The organism is Aquipseudomonas alcaligenes (genome assembly GCF_003205495.1).
GTDB classification, from domain to species: domain Bacteria; phylum Pseudomonadota; class Gammaproteobacteria; order Pseudomonadales; family Pseudomonadaceae; genus Aquipseudomonas; species Aquipseudomonas alcaligenes_B.
Window position 1 is genome coordinate 284,192 of record NZ_QJRX01000002.1, and the last position, 17,506, is coordinate 301,697.

General features: G+C 68.2%; 16 protein-coding genes. 2 read left to right on the forward strand and 14 right to left on the reverse strand.

Annotated features, from left to right (window positions below; translation table 11 throughout):
* Positions 1-17: 17 nt before the first annotated feature.
* The 13 genes from DMO17_RS04045 to DMO17_RS04105 all read right to left on the reverse strand — a co-directional run bounded on the left by DMO17_RS04045 (position 18) and on the right by DMO17_RS04105 (position 13,730).
* Complete coding sequence (locus DMO17_RS04045; RefSeq protein WP_110681028.1) at positions 18-1,292, reverse strand: SAM-dependent methyltransferase; 1,275 nt, start codon at positions 1,290-1,292, stop codon at positions 18-20.
* Positions 1,279-2,070: a DUF1365 domain-containing protein gene (locus tag DMO17_RS04050; protein ID WP_110681029.1), complete on the reverse strand. Its 792-nt coding sequence runs from the start codon at positions 2,068-2,070 to the stop codon at positions 1,279-1,281. Before DMO17_RS04050 ends, DMO17_RS04045 begins: the two co-directional genes overlap by 14 nt.
* On the reverse strand, positions 2,067-3,314 hold the full coding sequence (locus DMO17_RS04055; protein ID WP_110681030.1) for an NAD(P)/FAD-dependent oxidoreductase: 1,248 nt from the start codon (positions 3,312-3,314) through the stop codon (positions 2,067-2,069). The genes DMO17_RS04050 and DMO17_RS04055 overlap by 4 nt, the downstream gene beginning before the upstream one ends.
* The gene (locus DMO17_RS04060) at positions 3,311-4,069 is read right to left on the reverse strand and encodes an SDR family NAD(P)-dependent oxidoreductase (protein WP_110681031.1); all 759 of its coding nucleotides are present in this window, start codon (positions 4,067-4,069) and stop codon (positions 3,311-3,313) included. The genes DMO17_RS04055 and DMO17_RS04060 overlap by 4 nt, the downstream gene beginning before the upstream one ends.
* On the reverse strand, positions 4,066-4,488 hold the full coding sequence (locus tag DMO17_RS04065) for a nuclear transport factor 2 family protein (protein ID WP_110681032.1): 423 nt from the start codon (positions 4,486-4,488) through the stop codon (positions 4,066-4,068). The genes DMO17_RS04060 and DMO17_RS04065 overlap by 4 nt, the downstream gene beginning before the upstream one ends.
* Positions 4,481-5,923, reverse strand: a complete 1,443-nt coding sequence (phrB, locus tag DMO17_RS04070) for a deoxyribodipyrimidine photo-lyase (RefSeq protein WP_110681033.1) — start codon at positions 5,921-5,923, stop codon at positions 4,481-4,483. Before phrB ends, DMO17_RS04065 begins: the two co-directional genes overlap by 8 nt.
* On the reverse strand, positions 5,920-6,837 hold the full coding sequence (locus tag DMO17_RS04075; RefSeq protein WP_110681034.1) for a MerR family transcriptional regulator: 918 nt from the start codon (positions 6,835-6,837) through the stop codon (positions 5,920-5,922). The genes phrB and DMO17_RS04075 overlap by 4 nt, the downstream gene beginning before the upstream one ends.
* Positions 6,834-7,784 (reverse strand): YbgA family protein, encoded by a 951-nt coding sequence (locus DMO17_RS04080; RefSeq protein WP_110681035.1) that lies wholly within the window; start codon positions 7,782-7,784, stop codon positions 6,834-6,836. Before DMO17_RS04080 ends, DMO17_RS04075 begins: the two co-directional genes overlap by 4 nt.
* A gap of 166 nt (positions 7,785-7,950) precedes the next feature.
* A complete protein-coding gene (locus tag DMO17_RS04085) occupies positions 7,951-8,247 on the reverse strand; it encodes a winged helix-turn-helix domain-containing protein (protein WP_110681036.1) in 297 nt (98 codons plus the stop codon).
* Positions 8,248-8,298: 51 nt separating this feature from the next.
* Complete coding sequence (locus DMO17_RS04090) at positions 8,299-11,130, reverse strand: valine--tRNA ligase (RefSeq protein WP_110681037.1); 2,832 nt, start codon at positions 11,128-11,130, stop codon at positions 8,299-8,301.
* Between the two features lie 149 nt (positions 11,131-11,279).
* Positions 11,280-11,738 (reverse strand): DNA polymerase III subunit chi, encoded by a 459-nt coding sequence (locus DMO17_RS04095; protein WP_110681038.1) that lies wholly within the window; start codon positions 11,736-11,738, stop codon positions 11,280-11,282.
* Between the two features lie 79 nt (positions 11,739-11,817).
* A complete protein-coding gene (locus DMO17_RS04100) occupies positions 11,818-12,234 on the reverse strand; it encodes a DNA polymerase III subunit chi (RefSeq protein WP_110681039.1) in 417 nt (138 codons plus the stop codon).
* A gap of 8 nt (positions 12,235-12,242) precedes the next feature.
* Positions 12,243-13,730, reverse strand: a complete 1,488-nt coding sequence (locus DMO17_RS04105) for a leucyl aminopeptidase (RefSeq protein ID WP_110681040.1) — start codon at positions 13,728-13,730, stop codon at positions 12,243-12,245.
* A 142-nt stretch (positions 13,731-13,872) separates the two neighbouring features.
* On the opposite strand from DMO17_RS04105, the gene lptF reads away from it, so the two are divergent.
* Positions 13,873-15,015 carry an LPS export ABC transporter permease LptF gene (gene lptF, locus DMO17_RS04110; protein ID WP_110681041.1) on the forward strand — a complete coding sequence of 381 codons (1,143 nt, stop codon included), beginning with the start codon at positions 13,873-13,875 and terminating at the stop codon, positions 15,013-15,015.
* Positions 15,002-16,063, forward strand: coding sequence for an LPS export ABC transporter permease LptG (gene lptG / locus DMO17_RS04115; protein WP_110681042.1), 1,062 nt, complete (start codon positions 15,002-15,004; stop codon positions 16,061-16,063). Before lptF ends, lptG begins: the two co-directional genes overlap by 14 nt.
* A 51-nt stretch (positions 16,064-16,114) precedes the next feature.
* Here the strand turns inward: lptG and DMO17_RS04120 are convergent, their stop codons facing one another.
* The gene (locus DMO17_RS04120; protein ID WP_110681043.1) at positions 16,115-17,380 is read right to left on the reverse strand and encodes an Hsp70 family protein; all 1,266 of its coding nucleotides are present in this window, start codon (positions 17,378-17,380) and stop codon (positions 16,115-16,117) included.
* Positions 17,381-17,506: the final 126 nt, after the last annotated feature.

Here is a 17,506-nt window from a genome sequence, read left to right on the forward strand (position 1 = left end):
CCCGCCAGGGGCGGGCCTCAGGCGCCGAAATTTCCCAGCAGCGGCGCCGGGCGCGAGCCTTCCTTGGCCAGCAGCAACTGGGCGGTGCCGATGGTGCGTTCGAGGAAGCCGCCCTCGCAGTAGCACAGGTAGAACTCCCACAGCCGATAGAAGTAGTCGTCGTAGCCGAGCTGCTCCAGGCGGTGGCGGGCGCGGCGCAGGTTGTCGTGCCACAGGCGCAGGGTGCGCGCGTAGTGCAGGCCAAAGTCCTCCATGTGGTGCAGGTTGAGGTCGGTGTCGCGGCTGACGATCTCCAGCATCTTGTTCACCGAGGGCAGGGCGCCGCCGGGGAAGATGTAGCGCTGGATGAAGTCCACCGACTTGCGCGCCTGCTCGTAGCGCTGGTCGCGGATGGTGATGGCCTGCAGCAGCATCAGCCCGTCGTCCTTGAGCAGGCGCGCGCACTGCTTGAAGTAGGTGGGCAGGAAGCGATGGCCGACCGCCTCGATCATCTCGATCGACACCAGCTTGTCGTACTGGCCCTGCAGGTCGCGGTAATCCTCCAGCAGCAGGGTGATGCGCTCCTGCAGGCCCAGCTGCTCGATGCGCTGGCGGGTGTAGTCGTACTGTTCGCGCGACAGGGTGGTGGTGGTCACCCGGCAGCCGTAGTGGCTGGCCGCATAGATGGCCATACTGCCCCAGCCGGTGCCGATCTCCAGCAGGTGGTCGTCGGCCTGGAGGTCGAGCTTCTGGCAGATGCGTTCTAGCTTGTTCAGCTGGGCCTGTTCCAGGCTGTCCTGCTCGCTGCCGAACATGGCCGCCGAGTACATCATGGTGGGGTCGAGGAACTGCTCGAACAGCGCGTTGCCGAGGTCGTAGTGGGCGGCGATGTTCTTGCGCGAGCCCTTGCGGGTGTTGCGGTTGAGCCAGTGCAGGCCCTGCAGCAGCGGCCGGCCGAGCCTGGCCAGGCCGCGCTCCATGCCGTCCAGCACGTCGAGGTTGCTGACGAACACGCGGATCACCGCGGTCAGGTCCGGGGTGGTCCAGTAACCGTGGATGTAGGCCTCGCCGGCGCCGATCGAGCCGTTGCCGGCGACCATGGCCCAGACGGCGGCGTCCTGCACGTGGATTTCCGCGTGCAGCGGTGCGCCGGCCTGGCCGAAGGTCTGCCGTTCGCCGTCCTCGACGATTGCCAGCTGGCCGTGGCGCAGCTGGCCGAGTTGGCGCAGCACGGCGCGCTTGAGCAGGCCGGCGCCGACGCCATTGCCGGCGCGCACGCTGGTTTTCGCGGAAGTAAGGTCAGGACTCTTCATGGCGGGGCTCCAGATGGGCGGTGCGGTATTCACCGTCCGCGGCACGATGGGAAAAGATCGGGGTGCGTTTGAGCAGCAGGCGCAGGGCCTGCCAGTAGATGCCGAGCAGGGTCTTGGCGGTCATCCAGGGGAAGGCCAGCAGGTGGCGGTGCAGGCTGGCGCGGCTGAGCGGGGTGCGGCTCAGGCCGAGGCCGGCTTCGAACAGCTTGTCCGCGCCCTGCCAGTCCTCCATGTGGATGTGCAGGCGTTCGCCGGGGGGCGAGTAGCGCATGCGGTATTCCAGTTCGCGCGGCAGGAAGGGCGAGACATGGAAGCTCTTGGCCACACGGTGGCGCGACTCGCCCTCGGCGTTGGCCGGCAGCACGTAGTGGTAGCGCTCGCGCCAGGGCGTGTTGCTGACCTCGCAGAGGATCGCCTGCAGGCGCTCCTGCTCGTCGAAGCAGTAGAAGAAGCTGGCCGGGTTGAAGGCCAGGCCCCAGCTGCGCGGCTGGCTCAGCAGGCAGATGCGCCCGCGCGGCGCCTGGCCCAGGGCCTCGCCGACGCGCTGGCGCACGGCGTCGGCCAGGCGCATGCCGCGGCCGGTGAGCTGCGGCAGGAAATCGCTCTCGCGGAAGGCGAAGGGCGCCCAGCGCGAGCGCCCGGCCAGCGGCGACAGGGCGAGTACGGCATCCTGCTCGGCCAGGTCGAGGTAGAGCATGCCCATGCGGTAGCGGAAGGCATGGCCGCGCGGCAGATGCCGGCGGTGCCCGACCCAGCCCTGGTACAGGGCGCTGTTCACAGTTCTTCCCCGAAGGCGCGGGCCACGCGCAGCGCGCTGGTCACGCCGTCCTCGTGGAAGCCGTTGGCCCAGTAGGCGCCGCAGTAGTAGGTGTGCTGCACGCCGCACAGCTCTTCCCAGCGCGCCTGCGCGGCGATGCCGGCCAGGCTGTACTGCGGGTGGGCGTAGCGGTAGCGGCCGAGAATCTTGGACGGGTCGATGGCCGCGGTCTGGTTGAGGCTGACGCAGAAGGTGGTGTCGCTGCGGATGCCCTGCAGGATGTTCATGTTGTAGGTCACCGCCGCCGGCTGGTCGACCGGACCGCCGAGGCGGTAGTTCCAGCTGGCCCAGGCCAGGCGGCGCTGCGGCAGCAGGCGTGTGTCGGTGTGCAGCACCACGTCGTTGTCGGCATAGCGCAGGGCGCCGAGGATCTGCTGCTCGGCCTCGCTGGGCTGCGCCAGCAGGGCCAGGGCCTGGTCGCTGTGGCAGGCGAAGATCACCTTGTCGAAGCGCTCGACGCCGGCCGGGCTGTGCAGCAGCACGCCGGCGTCGTCGCGCTCCACGCGCTGCACCGGGCAGTTCAGGCGGATGCGTTCGGCGAAGCTGGCGGTCAGCGGCGCCACGTAGCTGCGCGAACCGCCGCAGATCACCCGCCATTGCGGGCGATCGCTGACCGACAGCAGGCCGTGGTTCTTGAAGAAGCGCACGAAGAACTGCAGGGGAAAGGCCAGCATGTCGGCCAGCGACATGGACCAGATCGCCGCGCCCATCGGCACTATGTAGTGATCGATGAAGCGCTGGCCGTAGCCGCGCGAGTCCAGGTAGGCGCCGAGGGTCATGTCGGCCGGGATGTGCTGTTCGGCGAGGTCGAACAGCGCCTCGCGGTTGAAGCGCAGGATGTCGCGCAGCATGCCCCAGAAGGCCGGGCGCAGCAGGTTGCTGCGCTGGGCGAAGAGGCTGTTGAGGTTGTTGCCGTTGTACTCGCTGCCGCTGATCGGGTCGTGCACCGAGAAGCTCATCTCGGTGGGCTGCGAGGCCACGCCGAGCTGGTCCAGCAGGCGGATGAAGTTGGGGTAGGTCCAGTCGTTGAACACGATGAAGCCGGTGTCGATGGCAAAACGCTGGCCTTGCACCTCGACATCCACCGTGTGGGTGTGACCGCCGATCCAGTCGCCGGCCTCGAACAGGCTGATCTCGTGCTTGCGGTTGAGCAGGTAGGCGCTGGTCAGGCCGGCGATGCCGCTGCCGACGATGGCGATTTTCATGAGTGCGATTCCGTGCGGGAGAGTCGTTTGCCGATGGCCAGCTGCAGGCCCTTGGGCAGGTGCGCGAGCAGCAGCAGGATGGCGATGAAGGGGCCGGGGAAGGCGATTTCGTAAGGCCGCCGCTGCAGTTTCGTGGCGATGTGCCGCGCGGCCTTCTCCACTGGCCAGCGCATGGGCATGGGGAAGTCGTTCTTCTGTGTCAGCGGGGTGTCGACGAAGCCGGGGCTGACCAGGGTGACGGCGATGCCTTCGGCGGCCAGGTCGACGCGCAGCGCCTCGAACAGGTAGCGCATGGCGGCCTTGGACGCGCCATAGGCTTCGGCGCGCGGCAGCGGCAGGAAGGTCACCGAGCTGGACACCGCCACCAGGTGCGGGTGCTCGCCGCGGCGCAGCAGCGGCAGGGCGGCTTCCACGCAAAGGGCGGCGGAGAACAGGTTGGCGCGCATCACCCGCTCGACCATGGCCGCCTCGAAGGCGCTGACCTCCACGTACTCGCAGGTGCCGGCGTTGAGGATGGCCTGGTCCAGCGCGCCCCAGTGCTCGCTGATGCGCCGGCCAATGGCACGCACCTGCTCGGGGTCGGTCAGGTCGCCGGGCGCCTGCAGCACCTGGCCGGGATAGCGCTCGGCCAGGACCTGCAGGGCACTGGCATTGCGCGCGCTGAGGGCCAGGCGATGCCCCTGTTGCAGCAGGACTTCGGCCAGGGCGGCGCCGATGCCACTGCTGGCGCCGGTCAACCAGATGCGTCTGCTCATGCCAACCTCCTTTTCAGCCAGGCGATGACGCCGCCCATCAGCGGCAGGTGTTCGTAGAGCATGGCACCGGCGTCGAAATAGTCGCGGTGCTGGTAGACCTTGTCCCACCACAGCAGGTGCGAGCAGCCGTCCACGCTGATGCGCGCGCCGCCACGCAGGCGCGGGTGGCGGAAGTGCATGGTCCAGCGCAGGTAGCCTTCGCCGTCGACGACCTGGTCGAAGCCGTGGAAGTCGAACTCGAGGCGGCCGACATTGGCATACAGCTCGGCGAAGTAGCGCTGCAGCGCCGGCAGTCCGCGCACCTCGTGCAGCGGGTCGCGGAACAGCACGTCGTCGCTGTACAGCTGGCCCAGGCGCTGCAGGTTGCTGGCGTCGAGCGCGGCGAACTCGGTGGCGAAGCGGCGCAGGAACTCAGACATCGGCCACCTCCAGCGCCGGCAGGTTCTTGAAGGCCTGCAGGGCGCGCTCGCGCGAGCGCGCCAGGTCGACGATCGGGCGCGGGTAGTCGGCGACGCCGAACAAGCCGCCCATTGCCGACGGATCATGGATGTCGCGCTTGTTCAGCCCGGCCAGCTCCGGCACCCAGGTGCGGATGAAACGGCCATCCGGGTCGAATTTCTGCGACTGGCTGATTGGGTTGAAGATGCGGAAGTAGGGCGCCGCGTCGGTGCCGGTGGAGGCGCTCCACTGCCAGCCGCCGTTGTTGGCGGCCAGGTCGCCGTCGATCAGATGCTGCATGAAGAAGCGTTCGCCCAGGCGCCAGTCGAGCAGCAGGTTCTTGGTGAAGAACATCGCCACCACCATGCGCAGGCGGTTGTGCATCCAGCCGGTGGCCAGCAGCTGGCGCATGGCGGCATCGACGATGGGAATGCCGGTGCGGCCCTGCTGCCAGGCTTCCAGGTCCCCGGGCGCATCGCGCCATGGCACGGCCTCGGTCTCCGGGCGGAAGGCGCGGTGCCGCGATACCCGTGGGTAGCCGACCAGGATGTGCTTGTAGAACTCGCGCCAGAGCAGTTCGTTGATCCAGCTGACGACGCCCGGGTTGCCGCTGTCGAACTCGCCCTGGTTGCTGCGCAGGGCGGCATGCAGGCACTGGCGCGGCGAGATCACGCCGGCGGCGAGGTAGGGTGACAGCTGGCTGGTGCCGTCGATGGCGGGGAAGTCGCGCTGCTCCTGGTACCAGGCCATGCGCTGCTCGGCGAAGTCGGCCAGGCGCCGCAGCGCAGCATCTTCGCCGGCTGGCCAGAACTCGCGCAGGGCCGGCGTAGGCGTGGCGAAGCCGTCCACTGCCGGCGGCAGCGGATCACCGGCAATCGCCAGGGGCGCCTGCGCCTGCGGCACCGCCACCAGGGCCGGCAGGGCGCTGTGCAGCAGGCGGTAACAGGCCTTGCGGAACTGGCTGTAGACCTGGAAATAGTTGCCGGCCTGGGTCAGCACGCTGCCGGGGCGGAAGAACAGCTGGTCGAGGCACGCCCGGAAGGCCACGCCCAGGGGCTGCAGCGCCCTGGCCACGGCCTGGTCGCGGCGGCTCTCGTGGATGCCGTATTCCTCGTTGACCCAGACGGTGCCGACATCGTGGTTGCGGCACAGGGCGGCGAGCACCTCGGGGGCGTCGCGCCAGTGTGGTGCCTGGCGCACCAGCAGCGGCACGTTGAGGCGGGCCAGTTGCTGCTGCAGCTCGGCCAGGTTGCGCAGCCAGAAGTCCACCTTGGCCGGTGCATCATCATGCTCGCGCCACTGTTCGGGGCTGATCAGGTAGACGGCCAGGGTCGGGCCGGCGGCCATGGCGGCGGCGAGCGCGCTGTTGTCCTGTACGCGCAGGTCGCTGCGCAGCCAGATCAATTGATGTTTCACAACAACTCCTGCTGCTTCAGCAGCTGTTCCGCGCTCAGCGGGTCGTCGGCCAGGTGCAGGCCGGGCAGTGTGCGCACCTCGTCGGCATGGATGCGCGCCGCCGGGCCGGCCAGCAGCAGCGGCGCCGGGAAATGACTGTTGAGGCGCGGCAGCTCGCGTTGCAGCAGCTGCGCGTCGAGGCTGTGGCTGGAGTACAGCAGCAGGGCACGCGGGGCGATGCGTTCGCAGGCCAGGGCCAGCTCGCCCAGCGGCATGGGCCAGTCGAACACCTCCACCGGGCAGCCGGCGCTGCTGGCCAGCCAGGCGCACAGCCACAGCTCGGGCTCCAGCGGCAGGCTGGAGAGGTTGACCAGCAGCAGCGGCGCACCGCCCTGCTGGCGATTGCTGTGGTAGAGGCGGGCGCCGAGCTTGCTGCGCAGCCAGGAATGGAAGAACACCCGCTCCAGCTGGGCGCCGAACGGTGCGCCCTGCCAGCGCTGCTGCAGGTCGGCCAGCAGCGGCAGCAGCAGTTGCTGGCACAGGGTGCGCGGCGGGTAGAGGGCCAGGGCGCGGTTGAACTGTTCGTCCAGCGCGCGCTCGGCCTGCTGCTCGATGCTCTGCAGCAGCTCCTGGCGCAGGGCGTCCCAGGGGCTGGCGCCGCTGTGTGGCGCCAGCGGGCGCTGTTCCAGCAGCTCCTTGACCTGGCCGACCGCGACGCCGCGCGCCAGCCAGGTGAGGATGGCCTGGATGCGCACCACGTGATCCTGCGAGTACAGGCGGTGGCCCTTGGGTGTGCGGTGCGGCACGATCAGCCCGTAGCGGCGCTCCCAGGCGCGCAGGGTGACCGGGTTGACCCCGGTGCTGCGCGCCACTTCGCGGATCGGCAGGTAGCCCTGGGCGAGGGCGGCCTGGTAGTCGTCGCCGGCCGTGCTCATAGGGCGTTGCGCAGGCTGAGGTTTTCTGGGTGCGGCTGCAGGTAGGCCTGGCGCGCCACGTAGCGGTCCGGATGACGGCGGAAATGGTGCTTGAGCAGGGTCAGCGGTACCACTAGGGGAATGATGCCGCTGCGGTACTGGGTGATCAGCTGCTGCATCTCTTCCTTCTCCTCGCTGCTCAGGGCCTGCTTGAGGTAGCCGGAGAGGTGCTGCAGCACGTTGCTGTGGGTGCCGCGAGTGGCGCACTTCTTCAGCGCCGCCATCAGCTGGCTGAAGTAGCGCGGGCCGAACTCCTGCGGGTCGTGCCTGCCCAGGTCGGCGAGCAGGCGGCCGAGGGCCTTGTACTGCAGCGGATTATTGGCCATCAGCTGGTACTTGTAGCGGGCGTGGAAGTCGAGGATCGCCTTGCGCGTCAGGCCGGCGTGCAGCAGGCGCTGCCACTCGGCGTAGGCGAACACGCGGGTGAGGAAGTTCTCGCGCAGCACCGGGTCGTTGAGCCGACCGTCTTCTTCCACCGGCAGGTCCGGGCGCAGGCGGGTGAAGGCGGCGGCGAAGATGCCGCTGGCGCCGCCGTCGGCCGGGTAGCCGTTGTCCTGGTAGACCTTGACCCGCTCCATGCCGCAGGAAGGCGACTTGTGCATGAAGATGTAGCCGCTGATGTCGTCCAGCTCGCCGGCCATGCGCGTTCCGTAGTCGTGCAGGGCCTGGGTCACGTCGCGCTCGCGGTTGACCGTGCCGAGGGCGCGCGGCGCCTGCGGGTCGCCGACCAGGCGGATGGGCTCGCGCGGGGTGCCCAGGCCGATGGCTACTTCCGGGCACAGCGGGACGAAGTCGAAATGCTCGGCCAGCACCCGGCTGCACAGGCGCGATTCCTTGTGGCCGCCGTTGTAGCGTACCTCGGCCCCCAGCAGGCAGGCGCTGATGCCCAGCTTGAGCTTGCTCGTCATGGCTCCTCCCGTTCGTAAACTTGTACAGGTTTTGCTGTTTGTACAGATATTCCTATCTTAGGAATTAACTTGTACAAGTCAAATTATTTGTACAGTTTTCGTATCGAGGTGTTTCGCCAGGCGTGCAGGGGCCGCCGCCCTGCTGGCGGTGCCTGGACGGCGGGGGTCAGGGGTAGTCGAGCAGCAGGCGGATCTGCGGCAGATGGGCGGCGACCCAGGCGCGGTCGATCGGTCCCCAGTCGGCGATGCGGTAATGGCCGGCGTTGTTGCGCTCGCCGTCGTGCTGCACGAAGTCGCAGCGGATATCCAGCTCGGCCAGCGCCGCCAGGGTGTCCTGGGCGGTGCGCCGTGGCATGCCGGTGGCGGCCATCAGCGCCGGCACGCTGGTGGCCGTGCCGCTGTCGATCAGCCAGGCGACGTAGAGGCGGCGGTAGAAGCTGGTGCGGGTCTTGCTGACTTCCATGCGGGCTCCTGCAGACAGCACAAGGCCCGCGATGGCGGGCCTTGTCGGGGGTTACAGCTTGGCGATCTTCTCGCGCTGCTCGACCAGCTTGGCCAGTGCCTGTTCGGCCTCTGCCAGCTTGGCGCGCTCCTTGTCGAGCACCTCGGCTGGGGCCTTGGCGACGAAGCCCTCGTTGGCCAGCTTGCCGCCGACCCGCTGGACTTCGCCCTGCAGGCGCTGGATTTCCTTGTCCAGGCGCGCCAGTTCGGCGTCCTTGTCGATCAGGCCGGCCATCGGCACCAGCACCTGCATCTCGCCGACCAGGGCGGTGGCGGACATCGGCGCTTCCTCGGAGGCTTCCAGCACGCGCACCGACTCCAGCTTGGCCAGCTTGCTCAGCAGCGGCTCGAAGTCGGCCAGGCGGCGCAGGTCTTCGGCGCCCGCGTTCTGCACGATGATGTCGATGCGCTTGGCCATGGAGATCTTCATCTCGCCACGGATCTGCCGCACGCCGAGCATCAGCTGCTTGACCCACTCGATGTCGCCTTCGGCGGCCGCGTCGATGCGGCTCTCGTTGGCCACCGGCCAGGCCTGCAGCATGATGGTGGCGCCGTCCTTGCCGGCCTGGGCCTTGATCCGCTGCCAGATTTCTTCGGTGATGAAGGGCATGAAGGGGTGGGCCAGGCGCAGGATCACTTCCAGCACACGCACCAGGGTGCGGCGGGTGCCGCGCTGGCGCTCGATCGGCGCGTTCTCGTCCCACAGCACCGGCTTGACCAGCTCCAGGTACCAGGCGCAGTACTCGTCCCAGATGAGCTCGTACAAGGCTTGTGCCGCCATGTCGAAACGGAAGGCATCGAGGTGGCGGGTCACGTCCTGCTCGCAGCGCTGCAGGGCGGAGATGATCCAGCGGTCCACCGGCGACAGGTCGACCGGCTCGTCGTTGACACCGGTGTCCTGGCCATCGGTGTTCTCGATAACGAAGTTGGCGGCATTCCACAGCTTGTTGCAGAAGTTGCGGTAGCCCTCGACGCGGCCCATGTCGAACTTGATGTCGCGGCCGGTGGAGGCCAGCGCCAGGTTGGTGAAGCGCAGGGCGTCGGTGCCGTAAGCGGCGATGCCCTCGGGGAACTCGGCGCGGGTCTGCTTGGCGATCTTCTCGGCCAGCTTGGGCTGCATCATGCCGCTGGTGCGCTTGGCCACCAGGGCTTCGAGGTCGATGCCGTCGACGATGTCCAGCGGGTCGAGCACGTTGCCCTTGGACTTGGACATCTTTTGGCCCTGGCCGTCACGCACCAGGCCGTGCACGTACACGGTCTTGAACGGGATCTGCCCGGTCAGGTGGGTGGACAGCATGATCATCCGGGCGACCCAGAAGAAGATGATGTCGAAGCCGGTGACCAGTACGTCGGTCGGGTGGAAGGTCTTGAGGAAATCGGTCTGCTGTGGCCAGCCGAGGGTGGAGAAGGTCCACAGGCCGGAGCTGAACCAGGTGTCCAGCACGTCTTCGTCCTGGCGCAGGGCGATGTCACCGAGGTTGTGCTTGGCGCGCACTTCCGCCTCGTCGCGGCCGACATAGACGTTGCCGGCCTCGTCGTACCAGGCCGGGATGCGGTGGCCCCACCAGAGCTGGCGGCTGATGCACCAGTCCTGGATGTCGCGCATCCAGCTGAAGTACATGTTCTCGTACTGCTTGGGCACGAACTGGATCTCGCCGCTCTCGACCACGGCGATGGCTTTTTCCGCCAGCGGCTTGGTGGAGACGTACCACTGGTCGGTCAGCCACGGCTCGATCACGGTGCCGGAACGGTCGCCCTTCGGCACTTTCAGGGCGTGGTCTTCGATCTTCTCCAGCAGGCCGGCGGCTTCGAAGGCAGCAACGATCTGCTTGCGCGCGACGAAGCGGTCGAGGCCGGCGTATTCGGCCGGCAGGCTGCCGTCGATCTCGGCATTGACGCTGCCGTCGATGTTGAACACCTGGGCCTTGGCGAGCACCTGGGCGTCCTTGTCGAAGATGTTGATCAGCGGCAGGTTGTGGCGCTTGCCGACTTCATAGTCGTTGAAGTCGTGGGCCGGGGTGATCTTCACGCAGCCGGTGCCGAACTCGGGGTCGCAGTAGTCGTCGGCGATGATCGGGATGCGCCGGCCCACCAGCGGCAGTTCGATGTAGCTGCCGATCAGCGCCTTGTAGCGCTCGTCTTCCGGGTGCACGGCCACGGCGGAGTCGCCGAGCATGGTTTCCGGGCGGGTGGTGGCGACGATCAGGTAGTCCAGGCCCTCGGCGGTTTTCTTGCCGTCGGCCAGCGGGTAGCGCAGGTTCCACAGGTGGCCCTTCTCGTCGTGGTTTTCCACTTCGAGGTCGGAGATGGCGGTGTGGAACTTGGTGTCCCAGTTGACCAGGCGCTTGCCGCGGTAGATCAGGCCGTCCTGGTGCAGGCGCACGAAGGCTTCCTTCACCGCTTCGGAGAGGCCCTCGTCCATGGTGAAGCGCTCGCGCGACCAGTCCACCGAGCTGCCCAGGCGACGGATCTGCCGGGTGATGGTGCCGCCGGACTGTTCCTTCCACTCCCAGACCTTCTCCAGGAACTTCTCGCGGCCCAGGTCGTGGCGACCGATGCCATCGGCGGCCAGCTGGCGCTCGACCACCATCTGGGTGGCGATGCCCGCGTGGTCGGTGCCCGGCTGCCACAGGGTGTTGCGGCCCTGCATGCGGCGGAAGCGGATCAGGCAGTCCATGATCGAGTTGTTGAAGCCGTGGCCCATGTGCAGGCTGCCGGTGACGTTCGGCGGCGGGATCATGATGGTGTAGGGCTCGCCGGAACCTTGCGGGGCGAAATAGTTGTTCTGCTCCCAGGTCTGGTACCAGGAAGTTTCGATGGCGTGGGGCTGGTAGGTCTTGTCCATGAGTCGGCGGGACCGTATTGGCAACTGAGCGGGAAAGCCGCCGAGTATAACGGCTGGCGCCACCCGCGGGCCACTGGCCGCCGGTTGGCGTGGCCCGGCGCTAGCCGCGGGGCCTCAGTTCGCCTGCCGGGCTGGCGAGTGTGGGCAACTCAGGGCTTGGGCTGCTTGAGCAGGCGGTCCAGGCGGGCATCCAGGCGGCGCTTGAGCTCGGCCTCGATCTGCGGCACGAAGTCGTCGATCACGTCCTGCAGGATCAGCTGGGCGGCGGCACGCAGCTCGGCGTCCAGGCGGTTCTGCAGCAGCTGGCTCTGCACCACGCGAGCGGTCACCTGCGGCGCCACGCTGGCGGCCTGGGGCGCGGCGGGTGCCGCCACGGCCGGCTGCACCGGGTAGGACAGCGGCACGCTGGTTACCGGCGCGGCGGTGGCGGGAGCGGTGGTCGGCCCGGGGCCGGGCTCGATGATTTCCGAGAGCAGGGGGATCTGCAGGTCGTCGTCGAGGGTTTCGGTCAGCAGGGGCGGCTCCAGCTGCTCCTTCTCCAGCAGCTGGCGGATGGCCTCGAGGTCGTCCAGCAGATGGGCGGGTTTGGGCGGTTGGGAGCTGTCCATGGGCGTCGCGGGAGGGGGAGGTGGCCGAGGAGGCCGATTCTACGCTGTGCGGCGGGCTATTTCGAGAATGCGCTGCATTTCACAGCTCGACCCGCTGCGGCTCGTGGCCGAGCTGGCGGTACTGGCGGAAGTTCTCGCGGCACTGGGCCAGCAGCGCCGGCTCCTGGTTGACGATCTCGATCACCCGGGTGAAACGGGCCAGGTGCGGCGACAGCTGCGGGTGCAGGTTGAGCAGCACGCCGCCTGCCTGTGCCGGCTCCTGGTCCAGGCCGATCACCACCGGCGCCTGCGCGTCTTGCTCGTGCAGGTTGTGGGGGATGAAGGATTCCGGGCGGAAGCTCCACAGCAGGCGGTCCAGTTCCTCGCACTGCGCCTGGTCGGCGCCGCGCAGGAACACCGGCAGGCCGGCCTTCCAGGCCTTGGCGGCCAGCTGGCAGGCCGCGCGCAGGCGGCCTTCCGGCGTGGCGGAGGAGAGCACGTAGAACTCGACGCGCATGGGCCGGGTCAGGCCTTGGCGCGGTCGAGCAGGTACTGGGTCAGCAGGGGCACCGGGCGGCCGGTGGCGCCCTTGTCCTTGCCGCCGCTGACCCAGGCGGTGCCGGCGATGTCCAGGTGCGCCCAGTGGTAGCTCTTGGCGAAGCGCGACAGGAAGCAGCCGGCAGTGATGGTGCCGGCCTTCGGCCCGCCGATGTTGGCGATGTCGGCGAACGGGCTGTCCAGCTGCTCCTGGTACTCGTCGTACAGCGGCAGCTGCCAGGCGCGGTCGTCGGCGTGCTCGCCGGCCTTGAGGATCTGCTTGACCAGCGCCTCGTTGTTGCCCATCAGGCCGGAGACGTTGGCGCCCAGGGCGACCACGCAGGCGCCGGTGAGGGTGGCGATGTCGATCACCGCCTGCGGCTTGAAGCGCTCGGCGTAGGTCAGGGTGTCGCACAGCACCAGGCGGCCTTCGGCGTCGGTGTTGAGGATCTCCACGGTCTGCCCGCTCATGGTGGTGACGATGTCACCCGGGCGGGTGGCGCGGCCGCTGGGCATGTTCTCGGCGCAGGCCAGCAGGCATACCAGGTTGATCGGCAGTTGCAGCTCCAGCACGGCGCGCAGGGTGCCGAGCACGCTGGCGGCGCCGCACATGTCGTATTTCATCTCGTCCATGCCGGCGGCCGGCTTGATGCTGATGCCGCCGGTGTCGAAGGTGATGCCCTTGCCGACCAGGGCGAAGGGTTTGTCGTCCTTCTTGCCGCCCTGGTAGTGGAGCACGATCATCCGCGGCGGTTGCTCGCTGCCTTGGGCCACGGCGAGGAAGGCGCCGGCGCCCAGTTCCTTGAGCTTCTTCTCGTCGAGGATGTCGACCTTGAGGTTCTTGTGCGCCTTGGCCAGGGCCTTGGCCTCCTCGGCCAGGTGGCTGGGGTGGCAGAGGTTCGGCGGCAGGTTGCCGAGGTCCTTGGTGAAGGCCATGCCGGTGGCGATGGCGCGGGCGTGCAGGCTGCCGCGCTCGACGTCGGCCAGCTCGGCCTTGTCGGCGATCAGGGTGATCTTCTTCAGTGCCTTCGGCTCGGCCTTCTTGCTCTTGAACTGGTCGAACACGTAGCCGCCATCGGCCAGGGTTTCCACCAGCAGACGGGCCTTGCCGTAGGCATCGCGGCCCTTGACCTTGAGCTCGCCGAGGGCCAGCACCGCGTCGCTGCCACCGAGGTTCTTCAGCACGCCATGGGCGGCTGCAACCAATTTGCGGAACTGGCGGTCGGAGAGTTCGCCCTTGCCGCTGCCGAGTAGCAGCACGCGCTCGGCCTTGAGGCCCGGCAGGCTGTGCAGCAGCAGGGTCTGGCCCTGCTTGCCGGCGATGTCGCCGCGTTTGAGCAGGGTCGAGATGGCGCCACCGCTGGCGTCGTCCACGGCCTTGGCGGCGACGCCGAGCTTGCGGCCTTCGCCGAGGGCGACGACTAGGGTGGCGGTCTTCAGGGTTTCCGGACGGGTGCTTTTGACGAGGAATTCCATGGTGAGCTGTCCCCAAGACAAAGAGTCGGGTTTGCAGGATAATGCCGGCTATTTTTTCGAGGTCCGCCGTGGCGGGCCGTGCAACCGAGTGCGGCTAGTGTGAGCGTTGCCGCCTGAGCCTGACAACCCTGGAGCGTCCGGTTTGATCGTCTTCCGTTACCTTTCCCGTGAGGTGCTGGTCACCCTCGGCGCGGTGAGTGCCGTGCTGCTGGTGATCATCATGAGCGGGCGTTTCATCAAGTACCTTGCCCAGGCCGCACAGGGAGTGCTGGACCCGGGCGTGCTGTTCCTGATCATGGGCTACCGGATTCCCGGTTTCCTCCAGCTGATCCTGCCGCTGGGCCTGTTCCTTGGCATCCTGCTGGCCTACGGCCGGCTCTATCTGGACAGCGAGATGACCGTGCTGTCCGCCACCGGCATGAGCAACCGCCGCCTGCTCGGCTACAGCATGGCGCCGGCCGCCGTGGTCGCCGCTCTGGTGGCCTGGCTGAGCCTGGGCCTGGCGCCGCAGGGCGTGGCCGAGGTGGCGCGCATCCTCCAGCAGCAGGATGCCCTGACCGAATTCGACACCCTGGTTCCCGGCCGCTTCCAGGCCATGAAGGATGGCTCGCGGGTGACCTACACCGAGGGCCTGTCCGACGACCGCGCCCAGCTGGCCGGGGTGTTCATCACCGAGAAGCGTGCCGACCAAGGTCGCGCCGACCAGGGCAAGAGCCGCGCCGGCGGCATCACCCTGCTGGTGGCTGAGCAGGGCCGTCAGGTGATCCAGGAAGATGGCAGCCGCTACCTGATCCTGGAGAACGGCTACCGCTACGACGGCAACCCCGGCCGCGCCGACTACCGGGCGATCAAGTACGACACCTATGGCGTGCTTCTGCCCAAGCCGGAAGTCAGTGGCGAGATCGGCGAGCGCGAGGCGATTCCGACCCGCGAGCTGCTCGGCAGCGACGAGCCGCGCCACCAGGCCGAGCTGCAGTGGCGCCTGTCCATCCCGCTGCTGGTGTTCGTCGTCACCCTGCTGGCGGTGCCGCTGGCCCGCGTCAATCCGCGCCAGGGCCGCTTCCTCAAGCTGCTGCCGGCGATCCTCCTGTACATGGCCTACCTGGCGCTGCTGATCGGTGCCCGTGGCCAGCTGGACAAGGGCAAGATTCCCCTGGAGCTGGGCCTGTGGTGGGTCCACGCGCTGTTCCTGCTGATCGGCCTCGGCCTGGTTGGCTGGCAGCCCCTGCAACTCAAGCTGGCCAGTCGCCGCGCAGCCAAGGAGATGGCCCATGGGCAGGCTTGATCGTTACATCGGCAGCAGTGTGTTCTTCGCCATCCTGGCGGTGCTCGGCATCATCGTCGGGCTGGCCCTGCTGTTCGCCTTCATCGACGAACTGGGCGACGTCGGCGACAACTACGGCACCCTGGAAGCACTGGTCTACGTACTGCTGACCCTGCCGCGGCGTGCCTACGAGATGCTGCCGATGGCGGCGCTGATCGGCTGCCTGATCGGCCTCGGCAGCCTGGCCAGCAGCAGCGAGCTGACCATCATGCGCGCCGCCGGCGTGTCGGTCGGGCGCATCGTCTGGGCGGTGATGAAGCCCATGCTGGTGCTGATGCTGGTCGGCCTGCTGGTCGGTGAATACCTGGCGCCCTGGAGCGAGAGCCAGGCCCAGGCCCATCGCTCGCTGGCCCAGGGTGGCGGCGAGGCGCAGAGCTCCAAGCGCGGCCTGTGGCATCGCCAGGGCCAGGAGTACGTGCACATCAACGCCGTGCAGCCGGGTGGCAAGCTGCTCGGCGTGACCCGCTACCAGTTCGATGGCGAGCGCAAGCTGCTGTCCGCCAGCTTCGCCCGCCGTGCCCAGTACCAGGGCGACCACTGGCTGCTGGAAGAGGTGCAGACCACCCACTTCCGCGAGCGCAGCACCGAAGTGCTCAAGGCTGCCAGCGAACGCTGGGACGTCGAGCTCAAGCCCGAGCTGCTCGGCACCGTGGTGCTGGAGCCCGATGCCCTGTCGATCAGCGGGCTGTGGCGCTACATCCACTATCTCGGCGAGCAGGGCCTGAACAACGGCAACTACTGGCTGGCGTTCTGGACCAAGGTGCTGCAGCCGCTGGTGACCGCGGCGCTGGTGCTGATGGCGATTTCCTTCATCTTCGGCCCGCTGCGTTCGGTGACCCTCGGCCAGCGTGTGTTCACCGGCGTGCTGGTGGGCTTCGTGTTCCGCATCGCCCAGGACCTGCTGGGGCCGTCCAGTCTGGTGTTCGGCTTCGCGCCGCTGCTGGCGGTGGCGGTGCCGGCGGCGATCTGCGCCCTGGCCGGGGTGGTGCTGCTCAGGCGCGCGGCCTGACCCCCGCAGGCAGGAAAAGGCCGGGCATTGCCCGGCCTTTTTGTTTGCGCCTCAGCCGTAGCGCCGGCGCGCCTCGATGGCCAGGCCGCTGCCGATGCTGCCGAAGCTGTTGCCCTCGGTGGCGCGGGCGTTGGGCAGCAGGGCGGCGACGCTCTGGCGCAGGGCCGGCACGGCGCTGGAGCCGCCGGTGAAGAAGATGGTATCGACTGCGGCATGATCCACGCCGGCGCTTCTGAGCAGCTCGTCGACCCCGGTGCGGATGCGTTGCAGCAGGCCGTCGATGGCCTGGTCGAACAGCGGCCGGTCGAGCATGGCGACCAGGCCATCCTCGACACGTGCCAGGTCGATCAGGTGCTCGTCCCGCTCGGTCAGGCTGATCTTCGCGTCCTCCACCTGCATGGCCAGCCAGTGGCCGGCGCGCTGTTCGGTGAGGCGCAGCAGGCGATCGACACCGGTCGGGTCGACGATGTCGTAGCGCATGTTCTTCAGCGCCAGCTGGGCCTTCTGCGCATACACCGCATTGATGGTGTGCCAGGTGGCCAGGTTGAGGTGGTGGCTGGTCGGCATCAGCGCGTCGCTCTTCATCCGGCTGCCATAGCCGAACAGCGGCATCACCCCGTCCAGGCTCAGCTGCTTGTCGAAGTCGGTGCCGCCGATATGCACGCCGCCGGTGGCCAGGATGTCGTCCTGGCGCTCGCTCAGCTCGCGGCGCTGCGGCGCCAGGCGCACCAGGGAGAAGTCCGAGGTACCACCGCCGATGTCGACGATCAGCACCAGTTCCTCGCGGGTGATGCTGCGTTCGTAGTCGAAGGCCGCGGCGATCGGCTCGAACTGGAAGGACACCTCCTTGAAGCCGAGCTTGTGCGCCACCGCCTGCAGGGTGTTGGCGGCCTCGGCGTCGGCGAGCGGGTCGTCGTCGACGAAGAACACCGGGCGGCCCAGCACCACCTGCTCGAACTCGCGGCCGGCCTGGGCCTCGGCGCGCTTCTTCAGTTCGCCGATGAAGAAGCCGAGCAGGTCGCGAAACGGCAGGGCGCTGCCCAGCACGGTGGTCTCGCTCTTCAGCAGCTTGGAGCCGAGCAGGCTCTTCAGCGAGCGCATCAGGCGCCCCTCGTAGCCATCGAGGTATTCGGCCAGGGCCCGGCGGCCGTAGACCGGGCGGCGCTCCTCGGTGTTGAAGAAGATCACCGAGGGCAGGGTGATCTTGCCGTCCTCCAGCTCCAGCAGCGGCTCCAGGTCCGGCCGCCACCAGCCGACGGTGGAGTTGGAGGTGCCGAAGTCGATGCCCAGGGCGTTGGCGGGGAGCGGATGGTTCATGGCGCGGCGGTTCCGGAAAAAACGGCCGCGCATTCTATGCGAGTACCCGGGCGCGTGCGCGGGCAATCGTCGGCTGGAGTGATGGCCAAGTGCTAGGCTCAGAATGGGCGGCCTAAGTGGTAGTCA

Excerpts from the sequence above, each read along its gene's own strand:
- DMO17_RS04045 (WP_110681028.1), bottom strand. The coding sequence starts at position 1,292 with ATGAAGAGTCCTGACCTTACTTCCGCGAAAACCAGCGTGCGCGCCGGC.
- DMO17_RS04055 (WP_110681030.1), bottom strand. The coding sequence starts at position 3,314 with ATGAAAATCGCCATCGTCGGCAGCGGCATCGCCGGCCTGACCAGCGCC.
- DMO17_RS04060 (WP_110681031.1), bottom strand. The coding sequence starts at position 4,069 with ATGAGCAGACGCATCTGGTTGACCGGCGCCAGCAGTGGCATCGGCGCC.
- DMO17_RS04065 (WP_110681032.1), bottom strand. The coding sequence starts at position 4,488 with ATGTCTGAGTTCCTGCGCCGCTTCGCCACCGAGTTCGCCGCGCTCGAC.
- DMO17_RS04075 (WP_110681034.1), bottom strand. The coding sequence starts at position 6,837 with ATGAGCACGGCCGGCGACGACTACCAGGCCGCCCTCGCCCAGGGCTAC.
- DMO17_RS04080 (WP_110681035.1), bottom strand. The coding sequence starts at position 7,784 with ATGACGAGCAAGCTCAAGCTGGGCATCAGCGCCTGCCTGCTGGGGGCC.
- DMO17_RS04085 (WP_110681036.1), bottom strand. The coding sequence starts at position 8,247 with ATGGAAGTCAGCAAGACCCGCACCAGCTTCTACCGCCGCCTCTACGTC.
- DMO17_RS04090 (WP_110681037.1), bottom strand. The coding sequence starts at position 11,130 with ATGGACAAGACCTACCAGCCCCACGCCATCGAAACTTCCTGGTACCAG.
- DMO17_RS04095 (WP_110681038.1), bottom strand. The coding sequence starts at position 11,738 with ATGGACAGCTCCCAACCGCCCAAACCCGCCCATCTGCTGGACGACCTC.
- DMO17_RS04100 (WP_110681039.1), bottom strand. The coding sequence starts at position 12,234 with ATGCGCGTCGAGTTCTACGTGCTCTCCTCCGCCACGCCGGAAGGCCGC.
- DMO17_RS04105 (WP_110681040.1), bottom strand. The coding sequence starts at position 13,730 with ATGGAATTCCTCGTCAAAAGCACCCGTCCGGAAACCCTGAAGACCGCC.
- lptG (WP_110681042.1), top strand. The coding sequence starts at position 15,002 with ATGGGCAGGCTTGATCGTTACATCGGCAGCAGTGTGTTCTTCGCCATC.
- DMO17_RS04120 (WP_110681043.1), bottom strand. The coding sequence starts at position 17,380 with ATGAACCATCCGCTCCCCGCCAACGCCCTGGGCATCGACTTCGGCACC.